The organism is Cupriavidus nantongensis (assembly GCF_001598055.1).
Classification (GTDB): domain Bacteria; phylum Pseudomonadota; class Gammaproteobacteria; order Burkholderiales; family Burkholderiaceae; genus Cupriavidus; species Cupriavidus nantongensis.
Genome location: NZ_CP014845.1, coordinates 2,221,327 through 2,234,083, shown reverse-complemented (window position 1 = coordinate 2,234,083; position 12,757 = coordinate 2,221,327). Strand labels below are relative to the sequence as shown.

The following is a 12,757-nucleotide window of genomic DNA, read 5'->3' as shown; positions in this document are numbered from 1 at the left end:
GGCCAGTCGATAGTTTTGAAAGGCGCGTTCGCCGGATTTGAACGGCGCAGCGGCGCTCCGGCATCGGTCTGGCCGGCGCGCGTGCAGGTGGCGCCGGCGCCCCCACCTGCCCCCGCGTTTGGCGCGTGGGCGCTGCCGTGTCACAATTCGCGTTTGGCACTGACTCGGCACGTGACTCGGCCGGCCGCGTCGCCGTGCTTCCCGCCGCCCCCCGGCCGCTTGCGGCCGACGCAGTGGAAGCCCGTCCAAGAGCCGACAAATTCACATTGATTTCTGGCGATGACTACCATCCTGCAGCACATTCCTACCGGCCAGCGCGTCGGTATCGCCTTCTCCGGCGGCCTTGACACCAGCGCGGCACTCCTCTGGATGCGCCAGAAGGGCGCCGTCCCCTACGCCTACACCGCCAACCTGGGCCAGCCCGACGAACCTGACTACGACGACATCCCGCGCCGCGCCAAGGCCTACGGCGCCGAGGAAGCGCGCCTGGTCGACTGCCGCGCGCAGCTGGTGGCCGAGGGCATCGCCGCGCTGCAGTGCGGTGCCTTCCATATTTCCACCGCCGGCATCACCTATTTCAACACCACCCCGATCGGCCGCGCCGTCACCGGCACCATGCTGGTCGCCGCGATGAAGGAAGACGGCGTCAACATCTGGGGCGACGGCAGCACCTTCAAGGGCAACGACATCGAGCGCTTCTACCGCTACGGCCTGCTGACCAACCCCGGCCTGCAGATCTACAAGCCGTGGCTGGACCAGCAGTTCATCGACGAACTGGGCGGCCGCGCCGAGATGTCCGAGTTCATGCGCCAGAACGGCTTCGACTACAAGATGTCCGCCGAGAAGGCGTACTCGACCGACTCCAACATGCTGGGCGCGACCCACGAGGCCAAGGACCTGGAGCACCTCGATTCGGGCATTCGCATCGTGCAGCCAATCATGGGCGTGCAGTTCTGGCGCGATGATGTCGAAGTCAAGCGCGAGGAAGTCACGGTGCGCTTCGAGGAAGGCCAGCCGGTGGCGCTGAACGGCCAGACCTTCGCCAATGCCGTCGACCTGTTCATGGAAGCCAACCGCATCGGCGGGCGCCATGGCCTGGGCATGAGCGACCAGATCGAGAACCGCATCATCGAGGCCAAGAGCCGCGGCATCTATGAAGCCCCCGGCCTGGCGCTGCTGTTCATCGCCTACGAGCGCCTGATCACCGGCATCCACAACGAAGACACCATCGAGCAGTACCGCGACAACGGCCGCCGCCTGGGCCGCCTGCTGTACCAGGGCCGCTGGTTCGACCCGCAGGCCATCATGCTGCGCGAGACCGCCCAGCGCTGGGTCGCCGGCGCCATCACCGGCGAGGTCACCATCGAGCTGCGCCGCGGCAACGACTACTCGATCCTGAACACCACCTCGCCCAACCTGACCTACAAGCCGGAACGGCTGACCATGGAGAAGGGCGAGTCGATGTTCACGCCGCTGGACCGCATCGGCCAGCTGACCATGCGCACGCTCGATATCGTCGATACGCGCGAGAAGCTGCAGACGTATGCCAAGACCGGCCTGCTGTCGACCCAGGTCAGCGCTTCGCTGCCGAAGCTGGAAGACTGAGCTTTGCGCTTCCCCGCCTGACGGCGGGACCGCCAGAAACCGGCACCTCAGGGTGCCGGTTTTTTTTGTCTCGGCGTTTTCTCGACCTGTCACGTAATGTCAAGCGAACGTCCCGGAATATCAAACTGCTGCGTGTTGCGCGTTATGGCCGCTGCGCGCGGTTGCGCTCCTTATCCGATTCGGACAAGGAGTTGTTCGATCACGTCGCAGGCCTGCCGCTGACGCAATATCCGCGCCTCACGTTGCTCTGGCTCGTCGCCTTCGCCCAGCTCGAACTTGGCGACCGACACCGGACCGTCCTTGCGATAGCCTTCGGCTTTTTCGTCGCTGGCGAAGCGGCTGCGCAGGATCGCCAGCGAGGCTTCGAGGACGGCACCGTGCTTGCCGTTGCGCTCCTTCTGAAACGCTGCCGCCACGGCGTCCGGTCCCTCGGTTGCGTGTTCGATGCAATAGATCAGGTCGTGCGCGTCCTTGCGTTCAAAGCGCTGGTCGAAGGCGAACGACTTCAGGCAGGTAAAGCTGACGAGGTTGGCATGCTTGATGTGTTCCGTCACGATGCCATTGCCGCCGAGGAGCTCAGCCTGGATCTCGGTAACTTGGTGAAGGTCAAAAACAATGGACGAATATGGGATGTTCAGTGCTGAGATCGTGCCTTCGGTCGGCAATGGCTGCACCTTGCCGCCAGCGATGTCCGGTGCATCCGCCAGCAGTTCCAGCACCATCAACGCGCCATGTGCGGTGCGTGTCTGCCAACGCCAGGAAAGCCTTGCACCGGCGCTGTTCTCGGCCCGCTCGAACCCCATTTTCTTGAGGTTGTCTTCGAGCGTGTGATAAGCCTCGGTATCAGTCAGGATTTGCAGGTCGATCACAAGGTCCACGTCCAGCGTGCCGGCGTGCGCCGGCACCACCGGAGGCCGCGCGGAAACGAGATATCGCGGCGTGAGTCCCCCGATCAGGTAGACAGATTCCTTCCACGGCCCGAGCCCGCGCAGCAGTGTTACGAGGACGCGTTCGCAGTCCGCCGTGTACTGGTCGCTGTAGCCATCGAACGTCGCGGGTTTTGCCATCAGAATCCGATCCTTTCCTTGCGCAAGTGCTCGGCCATTTCCTTGGCGCGGCCTTCACCGCGCAAGAGGTCGAGATAGACCTGGACCGGGCTGGACAGCCAGATTCCCCCGACGTTTTGCCGAAACAGCAGTTCTCCCGCCGATTTCGCTTCGATGACCGCTAGGTTCGCCCCTTCATCGACAATGCGCGCACCCAACTCGGCCATTGACGTTGCGGCACTGGTGCCGGGTAGCAGCCGCAATCGCACCTGCGAGATGCCGGACAGGAAGGGGGCATAACGCTGTGCAGCGGCTTCGTAGCTCACCGCGTAAGCGACCTGATGCGTATCGAACAACTGGCCGAGCCGTTCAATCAGTGCCTCGGATTTCAATCCAGGCACAAAGTATCGGCGCAGCCCTGGCGCACGATGCGTGACAAGCTGCTTCGCCCAGGCATCGAGCAACGCACCGGGTTCGCGCAGATGCCGCTCCTTGCCTGGCCCCTGCCCTCGCGAAACTAGCCAGTCGAACCGCTCCAGCTCACTGAGTACGTCCGAGACTGTAGACGGCGCCACCTGCGCCCGCTCGGCCATTTCGGTAACACCAAACCATTCCTTGTGATGGATCAGCAGGGCGGACAAAACCTGGGCGCGCCGACCGGAGAAGAGCGACCGCACCGACTTTTCTAAAGTCTTCGGAGCCGGCTTGTCGATGTAGACGTAGGCACCAGCGGCCGGCAGGAACAAGCTTCCGCCACTATCGAAGTAGCCGATGCGCTCGGCTCTGAGCAGTTCTTTCGCTCCCGGGGACAGGGACTCGGCGATCAGCAGGTGCTGTACATCGGCGGAATGTCCGTGCGGCAGCGACTTCCACTGCCACAACGCCTGCCGCACGTCGCGCGGAAAGACTGACTTCCTTGCCTCAACCAGCAAGAGAATGGTTTTGCCGGCGACGTGAAGATCGATCTGCGCATCGACGCGACCTGCGGCTTGAACAGCAGTTTCCGATCGAGCCAGCTCGGCATGCACGTCCGGCAGCTCCCGGAGTGACTCCAGGAGCTGTCCGATCAGAGCTTGGTCGACGAGGGGCGATTCTGGCATGAGCGCTTATTTGCTGTTCAGCGAATAATCCCACTATACCGAATATGTGGCGGTGGATATTCGCTGTTCAGCGAATATCCCCGAAAGTGCGACAGGCCTGACTTGCCACCAAATCAATTGTGAAGTGCCCGCCATGCCGACACGCTGCGCCCGAAGCGCCCGCTGAGACCCCGACCAGCGAAGTGCAGCTCGGCGCCTGCGTGGCGCTGCTGGAAGGCGCCGCGCAGGCCTCGGCCTGCGGCCAGCGCCTTCACGCGCTGGTTCTCGGCGCAGTTCGGCACCGCGCCAGCCAACTGGCGCAGGGATCGCGCAGGGCGGTAAGGCATCAGCCGGCCAATGGCACCGGGACTGCCGGTGCGGCTTCGCGCAGCGCCAGTTCCGCGTCCTTGATGCCGGCCAGGGGCGCCAGCACAGCCGCATCGAACGGCCGCACCGGTTGTCCCGCGCGCACCCGCGCCGGCCAGTCGGGATTCGCCAGTGCGCCGCGTCCGAGCGCGACCAGCGTCGCGCCTTGTTCGAGCATCGCGGCCGCGCGCGCCGGCTCCGCGAGGTTGCCGTTGGCGACGATGGCCAGCCCCGGCGCCGCGCGCCGCGCGTGCTGCACCAGCGAGGCATCGCTGCCGGCGAAGGCGGGCTGCCAGGCTTCGTGCTCGGTCACATGAAGGTAGTCGACGCCGCTTGCCGCAATGCCGGCAAACACCGCGGCTGCGCCCTCTGTGCCTTCGGGCCACTGGTACGTAAAGTCATTGACCTTGGCCTGCGAGATGCGCACGCCGACGATGGCATCGGTCCCCACCGCGGCGCGCACCGCGCGGATCGTCTCCAGCATCAGCCGCATGCGCTGCGCGATGCCGCCGCCCCAGTCATCCTGGCGCACGTTGGTATGGCCGTTGAGGAACTGGTCGAGCAGATAGCCGTTGGCGCCGTGGATTTCCACGCCGTCGAAGCCGGCTGCGCACGCCAGCCGCGCCGCCTGCGCAAAGCCGTCGATGGCCTGCAGGATCTCGGCCTCGTCCATCGCGCGCGGCATGCGGAAAGCGCCCGTGCCGCCGTACGCGGTCAGCTGCCGGCCCCTGGGCCGCACGGCCGAAGGCCCTACCGTATCGTCGCGGAAGCGGTTGGCCTGCGACAGCGCCCCCGCATGCATCAGCTGCGCGACCATGCGCCCGCCGGCCTGGTGCACCGCGTGCACGATCCCGCGCCAGCCCTGCGCCTGCTGCGCGTCGGTCAGTCCCGGCTGGCCGGCATAGCCCTGCGCATAGGCGCGGTCGGTATAGATGCCCTCGCTGACGATCAGGCCAAAGCCGCCGCGGGCAAAGCCCTCGTAGTAGCGGCGCATGGCATCGGTGGGGACGCCGGTGTCGGTGGCGCTGATGCGCGTCATCGGGGCCACCACCAGGCGGTTGCGCAGCGGCACGCCGCTCAGCGCCGGCGTATCGAACAGCGAAGGCGCGGCGGGCGTGATCATTGCGCGTCCTCCGTGGCCAGCGCGATGGCTTCGATCTCGATCATCGCGTCCGGCGAATACAGCGCCGAGACTTCGACGATGGTATCGGCCGGATAGGGCGCGGAAAACCACTTGCGCCGCAGCGCGACGATCTTCGGGAAGTACTCCATCGACGTCAGGAAGATCGTCACCTTGGCCACGCGATCCAGCCCCGAGCCGCCCGCCTGCAGGGCGCGCCTGAGGTTGCGGAAGGCCTGCTCGGCCTGCGCGTCGAAGTCGCCGCGGCCGACGATGGTGCCATCGTCGCCGACGCCGGCCTGGCCGGAAACGAACAGCAGGCCGCCGGCGCGGATGGCTTGCGACAGCAGGTAGGGGGCATAGGGATCGGGCTGGGTGTGGACTTGTTCGAGGTGCATCGCTGACTCCGGTAATGATTAAGTAAAATTCATCTTGCTGTCGGCTGCCCGCCTTGCAGGCCAGCCGATGTGACAAGTATCGGAGCCGGCATCGACCCATACAAATGGTCGCTTCTCAGTCGATGCATGAAACAGACTCATCCATTGGAGCCACCTTGCGCAAACTGCCGCCCCTCGGCGCCCTGCGCGCCTTCGAAGCCGCCGCCCGCCGCGCCAGCTTCAAGCACGCCGCCGACGAACTGCACGTCACGCCGACGGCGATCAGCCACCAGATCCGAGCGCTGGAAGACAGCCTGGGCGTGAAGCTGTTCGAACGGCAGACCCGCAAGGTGCGCCTGACGGCGGCCGGGCATCAGCTGTTCCCCGCGGTGCGGGACGGCCTCGACGGCATGGAGCGCGCGGTACAGGCGGTGCAGCGCAGCGGCCGTCCGCACGTGGCCACGCTGACGTCGACGGTGGCGTTCATGGCCAGGCGGCTCGCACCGCTCGCCGGGCAGTTCCGCGCCGCGCATCCCGACTGGACCCTGCGCCTCGATGCGTCGGACCAGATCGTCGACCTGGACCACGATGCCGACGCGGCGATCCGCTACGGCAGCGGCAGCTATCCGGGCCTGGTGACTGAGCCGCTGTTCCGCGACCGCTTCGCGCCGGTCTGCAGCCCCGCCCTGAAACTGGCATCCATGCAGGACCTGACACACGCCACGCTGGTCCACTTCGAGTGGGGCGCCGCCGCGCGCGATGACGCGCGCGCGCCGGTCTGGCGCCACTGGCTGACGCAGGCCGGCGTCGAGGTGGCCGATCCGCAGGCCGGCCTGCGCTTTACCGACGAGATCCACGCGGTGCAGGCCACCATCGCCGGGCAGGGCGTGGGTCTGCTCAGCCTGACGCTGGTGGCGGAAGAACTCGCGTCGGGGGCGCTGGTGCAGCCTTTTGAACTGGCGCTGGAGAGCTTTCGGTATGACCTGGTCTACAGCGAGCGGGCGGCGGAGCGGCCGGCTACGCGGTTGCTGCGGGATTGGGTGATGGGGGTGTTTGCGCGGTAGCCTTGGCACAGCCCAAGGTGATCACCGCCGGCGTACACTGTGCCTCCCGAATCCGGAGACCACCCATGCCCGCCCTGCGCACCCTCTACCCCGAAATCGAGCCCTACGAAACCGGCACGCTGGATGTCGGCGACGGGCATGTCGTCTACTACGAGCGCGTGGGCACGCCCGGCGCCAAGCCGGCGGTGTTCCTGCATGGCGGGCCTGGCGGCGGCATATCGCCGGATCACCGGCGGCTGTTCGATCCGGCGCGCTATGACGTGCTGCTGTTCGACCAGCGCGGCTGCGGGCGCTCGACCCCGCATGCGGAGCTGGAGGCCAACACCACCTGGCACCTGGTCGACGATATCGAGCGGCTGCGCGTGCTGGCGGGGGTGGAGCGCTGGCTGGTGTTCGGCGGCTCGTGGGGTTCGACGCTGGCGCTGGCCTATGCGCAGAAGCACCCGCAGCGCGTGAGCGAGCTGGTGCTGCGCGGCATCTACACGGTGTCGCAGGCGGAACTGGACTGGTATTACCAGTACGGCGTGTCCGAGATGTTCCCCGACAAGTGGGCGCGCTTCCAGGCGCCGGTGCCGGAAGCGGAGCGCGGCAACATGATGGCGGCCTACCGCAGGCTGCTGACCGGCCCGGACCGCGACAAGCAGGTAGAGGCGGCACGCGCCTGGAGCGTGTGGGAGGGCGAGACCATCACGCTGCTGCCAGATGCGGGCAACAGCGCCAAACATGACGACGGGCACTTCGCCCTGGCCTTCGCCCGGCTGGAAAACCATTACTTTACCCACCGCTGCTGGCTGGAAGAGGGGCAGCTGCTGCGCGACGCGCACAAGCTGGCCAACATCCCCGGCGTGATCGTGCACGGCCGCTATGACATGCCGTGCCCGGTGCGCTATGCCTACGCGCTGCACCAGGCGTGGCCGCAGGCGCAGTTCCACCTGGTCGAAGGCGCCGGCCATGCGTGGACCGAGCCGGGCATCATGGACCAGCTGATTGCCGCGACCGATCAATTTGCGGCGCAGCGCTAGCCGCGCGCGGACCATCACCGGAGAGCAGCGATGGAGCTATACGCGCACCCGTTTTCGTCCTATTGCCAGAAGGTCCTCGTGGCGTTGTACGAGAACGCGATTCCCTTCGATTTCCACATGCTGTCGCCCGACCATGCGCAGCACATGGACGAACTCGGCAAGCGCTGGCCGCTGCGGCGCATGCCGCTGCTGGTCGATGGCGGCCGTTCGGTGTTCGAGTCCAGCATCATCATCGAATACCTGGACCAGCACCATCGCGGCCCCGTGCGCTGGCTGCCGGAGCCGCCCGATGCCGCGCTGAAGGTGCGCCTGCTCGACCGCTTCTTCGACCAGTACGTGATGACGCCGATGCAGCGCATCGTGGCCGACTACCTGCGTCCCGCGGCGAACCGCGATCCCCATGGCGTGGCCGAGTATCGCAAGCTGCTGGACTCGGCCTATGCATGGCTGCAGACCGAACTGGCGGCGCGGCAATGGGCCGCGGGCGATGCCTTCACGCTGGCGGACTGTGCCGCCGCGCCGTCGCTGTTCTATGCGGACTGGGTGCAGCCGATTCCGGAGTCATGCGGCAACGTGCGCGCGTATCGCCAGCGGCTGCTGGCGCGGCCGTCGTTTGCGCGCGCGGTGGACGAGGCGCGGCCCTATCGCCCGCTGTTCCCGCCGGGCGCACCGGACCGCGACTGACCGGCAAGGGCAGGCAGGCTCAGGTCGAACTGCGCCGCCATGGCGCGATAGCCGGCATCGCCCGGATGCAAGTGGTCGCCGCTGTCGAAAGCCGGCAGCAGCGCCTGCGGGCGCGCCGGATCACGCACCGCGGCGTCGAAATCGACCACCGCATCGAACGCGCCGCCATGGCGGATCCAGTCGTTGACTGCCAGCCGCACGGCTTCCTTGCCCGGGCTGTCATAGCCGCGGATCGGCGTATCGCGCAAGGCGCCGGCAAAGGGCGTGATGGTGGCGCCGATCACGCGCACGCCGCGTGCATGCGCACGGGCGATCAGGCGCCGGTAGCCCTCGATCAGTTCTTCGGCCTGCGGCACGGCGTCGTGCGGCGCGAAGGTCGAGCCCGGCCAGGCGATATCGTTGATGCCGATGGCCGCGATCACGGTGCGGACATGGGCTTGGCTCAGCACGTCGCGATCCAGCCGTGCCAGTACGGACACCCCCATGCCGTCGCGCAACAGCCGGCCGCCGGAGATGCCGGCGTTGAGCACGGCCACACCGTCGCTGGCCAGCCGCTGCGCCAAGAAGTCCGGCCAGCGCCGGTCGGTGTCGGGGGTGGAGCCGTTGCCTTCGGTGATCGAATCGCCGATCGCAACCACGGCGCCCGCGCCCGCCGGCGCTTCGACTTGCACCTCGCTCACCAGGACGCGCGCGTTGAACGTCTGCGGCGCAGCCAGCACGGCTTGCGCGGTCGCATTGCCCGCAGCCAGCCACGCGGTCTGGCGGCCATCCCAATGGAACGATTCGATCGCGGTGCGCTGCGGCAGGTGAAGGCTGAGCGCGAGTTCTTCCAATGCGGGCGTATCGAGGGCGATTGCATCGCTTGCCACGGACTGCCCAGCAGGGATCGTCACCGTCGCGCTACCGCTGAAGGTCACGGCGCGGTTGCCGGCGAGGTCGATGCGGCCGCCGCCGGCGTGGGGTGCCAACTGCGCCGCGCCGATCACAAGCGGTTGCCGGCCATAGGGGTTTGACAGCACCACGCGCAGCCATCGCCCGCCCACGCTCAGCCGCACCACCTGGCGCACCGTCTGGTCCGTCAGCACCGAGGGCACACCGGTAGGCAGCGGCAGGGCACCCGGTTGCCACACCGGCTGCTGGCTCGCCATCCAGCTGGTCAGCCAGGCACGGTCTTGCAACGGGCTGGCGAGCGCTGCACTGCTGGCGACGGCGGCGGCAAGGGTCGCTGCCGCGACGCGGCGCAGGAAACGTAGCTTGGAAATCATGGGTTGGTCCTGTCAGGTGGGCCGGCAACGTTGCCGGCATGGGACCAAAGTTAGGCCATTCCCCTCATGCCAGGTAGCCGGCAAAATGGCATATTGCTCATTCCAATTCGGAATGACGAAAGACAAGGAGCGGCATGGACACCATCCGGGCAATGCAGGTCTTCGTGCGCGCGGTGGAGCTGGGCAGCCTGTCGGCGGTGGCGCGCGAGCAGCAGTCGACGCAGCCGACCATCAGCAAGATCGTGGCCGCGCTGGAGCGCGACCTGGGCGTGCGGCTGCTGGCGCGCAGCACCACCAGCCTGTTGCCGACCGAGGCCGGTCGGCGCTTCTACGAGCGCGCGCGGCGCGTGCTGGACGAATACGGCGAAGCCGTCAGCGACGCACGTGGCGTATCGGACCAGCCTTCGGGCCGCGTGCGCGTGAGCGCGCCCGCCAGCTTGGGCGTGCTGCGGCTCAATGCGCTGGTGCTGGCGTTCCAGCAGCGCTATCCGGAGGTCGAGGTGGAATTGCTGTTCGACGACCGCTTCGTCGACCTGGTCGAAGCCGGGGTCGACGTGGCGGTGCGCCTCGGCGCCACGCTGCCGCCGCATGTGGTGGCGCGCCGTATCGCGGTGTCGCAGCGCCTGCTGGTGGCATCGCCGGACTACCTGGCGCGGCATCCGCGGATCCGGCAGCCGTCGGACCTGGCGCGCCACCAGATCCTGCGCTTTACCTGGCTCGCCAGCGGCGACGACATCGTGCTCGACGGTCCGGGCGGGCAGGTGCTGGTGAGCGCGCCGTGCCGCTACCGCGTCAATAACTCGCTGGCGATGCGCGAGAGCTTTCTGGCCGGCGCCGGCTTCGGTATGACGCCGGCTTGGCTGGTGCAGGACTTGCTGGACAGCGGCGCGCTGCGGCGGGTGCTGCCGCGCTGGCAAGGTCCGGCGCAGGAAGCGTTCCTGGTCTGTCCGACGCGGCGCTACCAGCCGGCGCCGGTGCGGGTGCTGCTGGAGTTCCTGGCCAGCGAAATCGCGGCGCTGCCGGGATTCACGGCGGTTTGATGGTGCAGCGGCCGGTGCATCGGCCGGCGCATCAGCCGAACATCCCGCCGTTGACCGAGATCACCTGGCGCGTGATATAGCCCGCATCGGGCGACAGCAGGAAGGCCACGGTGGCGGCGACTTCCTCGGGCGTGCCCATGCGCCGCGCCGGAATCAGCCGCAGCGCTTCGTCGCGCACGTGCGGCTCGACCATGTCGGTGTCGATCAGGCCCGGTGCGACGCAGTTGACGGTGATGGCGCGCTTGGCCAGCTCGATCGCCAGCGCCTTGGTGGCGCCGATGATGCCGGCCTTGGCCGCGCTGTAGTTGGCCTGGCCGCGGTTGCCGACCAGCCCGGACACCGACGACAGGGTGACGATGCGGCCCGGCTGGCGGCGCTGCACCATCGGCATCACCACCGGGTTGAGCACGTTGTAGAAGGCATCGAGGTTGGTGTGCACCACCTCGTCCCATTCGGCGCCGGTCATGGCCGGGAAGGCGGCATCGCGTGCCAGGCCGGCGTTGCAGACCACGCCGTAGTAGCAGCCATGCGCGGCGATATCGGTCAGCAGCGCGCCGGCGGCGTCTTCGCGCCGGGACACATCGAAGCACAGCACGCGTGACTTGCGCCCGCATGCGCGCACGGCGTCGGCGACCGAGTCGGCCTCGTCGCGACGCGAGCGGCAATGCACCACCACGTCATAGCCGTCGCGGGCCAGCCGCAGCGCAATGGCGCGGCCGATGCCGCGCGACGAACCCGTGACCAGCACGGTCGGATGGCTCATGGTTGTTGTCCTTGCAGAACCGCCCGCGCCAAGGCAGGCTGGCATACGGTGAGTCGCATCAGACCTTGCAGAACTCTTCCAGCACCGCCAGCCGGCGGCGCGGCTCGGCGACGAAGGGATTGTCGCGGTCCCACGCATAGCCGGCCAGGATCGCCGCGATCATGTCGCGGATTTCCGAGGTGGCGTTGGGATGGAAGATCAGCTTCTGGAAACGCCCTTCGTACCAGGCTTCGACAAACACGCGGAAGCAATCGACGCCGGCCTTGAGGGGCCGCGCGAACTCATGCTCCCAGTCCACCGCTTCGCCGCGCAGCTGGCGCACCAGGCATTGCGCCGCCAGGCTCGCCGACTTGAAGGCAATGGTCACGCCGGACGAGAACACCGGGTCGAGGAACTCGCCGGCATTGCCGAGCAGCGCATAGCCGTTGCCCCACAGCGACTTCACGTTGGCCGAATAGCCCGCGATCTGGCGCGCCGGCGTGTCCCATTGCGCGTCGGCCAGCAATGCGGCCAGGCCGGGCTCTTCCGCGACCAGCGCCTGCAGTCGCTCGGTCTCGGTGCCGGTGTAGCGGTCCAGGAACGCCTTCTCGGCCACCACGCCCTGCGAGCAGCGCCCGTCCGAGAACGGGATGGTCCAGTACCAGACGTCCTGGTGCTGCGGATGCACGCTGATCAGGATCTTGTTGCGGTCAAAGGTGCCGGTCGGGATGCGGTCTTCCACATGCGTGAAGATCGCGCTGCGTACCGGAAAGCCCGACGGCGTTTCCAGCTGCAGCAGGCGCGGCAGGATGCGGCCGAAGCCGGAGGCATCGAGCAGGAACTTCGCGCGCACGTTGTACTGGCTGCCATCAGGCGCGCGCACGGTGACTTCCGGCTGCGCACCGCTGACATCGACGTTCTCCACCACATGCGAGAAACGCACCTCGGCACCCTGGCGCTCGGCCTCGCGGATCAGCACGTGGTCGAACTGCGCGCGTTGCACCTGGTAAGTGGTGCCCCAGCCGGGCGAATACTTCTGTCGGAAGTCGAACGCGGTGCGCTGTGTGCCGCGCGCGAACGCGGCGCCGTTTTTGTACTGGAAGCCGGCTTCCACCACCGCGCGCAGCATGCCCGCTTCCTCCAGATAAGCCATGCTTTGCGGCAGCAGGCTTTCGCCGATGGAAAAGCGCGGGAAGGTTTCTTTCTCGATCACCAGCACCGGAATCCCGTGCTTGCGCAGCAGGCCAGCAGCGACCGAGCCCGCAGGCCCTGCGCCGATGATGACGACGTCCGTGGTTTCCGTTTTCATAAGCTTCGGTTCCGGCATCACATCCGGAACGACGGGAT

Annotated in this window: 12 protein-coding genes; 5 read left to right on the top strand and 7 right to left on the bottom strand. The window is 67.3% G+C overall.

What is annotated here, in order from left to right:
• Positions 1-279 precede the first annotated feature (279 nt).
• On the top strand, positions 280-1,605 hold the full coding sequence (gene argG, locus A2G96_RS30875; protein ID WP_012357049.1) for an argininosuccinate synthase: 1,326 nt from the start codon (positions 280-282) through the stop codon (positions 1,603-1,605).
• Positions 1,606-1,775: 170 nt separating this feature from the next.
• Here the strand turns inward: argG and A2G96_RS30870 are convergent, their stop codons facing one another.
• The 4 genes from A2G96_RS30870 to A2G96_RS30855 form a co-directional block, all read right to left on the bottom strand.
• Positions 1,776-2,672: a hypothetical protein gene (locus A2G96_RS30870; protein ID WP_062803912.1), complete on the bottom strand. Its 897-nt coding sequence runs from the start codon at positions 2,670-2,672 to the stop codon at positions 1,776-1,778.
• The gene (locus A2G96_RS30865) at positions 2,672-3,751 is read right to left on the bottom strand and encodes a hypothetical protein (protein WP_062803911.1); all 1,080 of its coding nucleotides are present in this window, start codon (positions 3,749-3,751) and stop codon (positions 2,672-2,674) included. The genes A2G96_RS30870 and A2G96_RS30865 overlap by 1 nt, the downstream gene beginning before the upstream one ends.
• A 325-nt stretch (positions 3,752-4,076) precedes the next feature.
• A complete protein-coding gene (locus A2G96_RS30860) occupies positions 4,077-5,219 on the bottom strand; it encodes an oxidoreductase (protein ID WP_062803910.1) in 1,143 nt (380 codons plus the stop codon).
• Positions 5,216-5,614, bottom strand: a complete 399-nt coding sequence (locus A2G96_RS30855; protein ID WP_062803909.1) for a RidA family protein — start codon at positions 5,612-5,614, stop codon at positions 5,216-5,218. The genes A2G96_RS30860 and A2G96_RS30855 overlap by 4 nt, the downstream gene beginning before the upstream one ends.
• Before the next feature lie 155 nt (positions 5,615-5,769).
• Between A2G96_RS30855 and A2G96_RS30850 the strand changes: the two genes are divergently transcribed.
• From A2G96_RS30850 to A2G96_RS30840, 3 genes are all read left to right on the top strand, one after another.
• A complete protein-coding gene (locus A2G96_RS30850; protein WP_062803908.1) occupies positions 5,770-6,657 on the top strand; it encodes a LysR substrate-binding domain-containing protein in 888 nt (295 codons plus the stop codon).
• Positions 6,658-6,722: 65 nt separating this feature from the next.
• Positions 6,723-7,679: a prolyl aminopeptidase gene (gene pip, locus A2G96_RS30845; protein ID WP_062803907.1), complete on the top strand. Its 957-nt coding sequence runs from the start codon at positions 6,723-6,725 to the stop codon at positions 7,677-7,679.
• A gap of 30 nt (positions 7,680-7,709) precedes the next feature.
• Entirely contained in the window at positions 7,710-8,363 is a 654-nt protein-coding gene (locus A2G96_RS30840) for a glutathione S-transferase family protein (RefSeq protein WP_062803906.1), read from the top strand.
• Here the strand turns inward: A2G96_RS30840 and A2G96_RS30835 are convergent.
• Positions 8,321-9,628, bottom strand: a complete 1,308-nt coding sequence (locus A2G96_RS30835; protein ID WP_062803905.1) for an SGNH/GDSL hydrolase family protein — start codon at positions 9,626-9,628, stop codon at positions 8,321-8,323. The genes A2G96_RS30840 and A2G96_RS30835 overlap by 43 nt on opposite strands.
• 134 nt (positions 9,629-9,762) lie before the next feature.
• Between A2G96_RS30835 and A2G96_RS30830 the strand changes: the two genes are divergently transcribed.
• Positions 9,763-10,668 (top strand): LysR family transcriptional regulator, encoded by a 906-nt coding sequence (locus tag A2G96_RS30830; protein ID WP_062803904.1) that lies wholly within the window; start codon positions 9,763-9,765, stop codon positions 10,666-10,668.
• A 31-nt stretch (positions 10,669-10,699) separates the two neighbouring features.
• Here the strand turns inward: A2G96_RS30830 and fabG are convergent, their stop codons facing one another.
• The gene (gene fabG / locus A2G96_RS30825) at positions 10,700-11,431 is read right to left on the bottom strand and encodes a 3-oxoacyl-ACP reductase FabG (protein ID WP_062803903.1); all 732 of its coding nucleotides are present in this window, start codon (positions 11,429-11,431) and stop codon (positions 10,700-10,702) included.
• Between the two features lie 58 nt (positions 11,432-11,489).
• A complete protein-coding gene (locus A2G96_RS30820; protein WP_062803902.1) occupies positions 11,490-12,719 on the bottom strand; it encodes an NAD(P)/FAD-dependent oxidoreductase in 1,230 nt (409 codons plus the stop codon).
• Between the last annotated feature and the right edge of the window lie 38 nt (positions 12,720-12,757).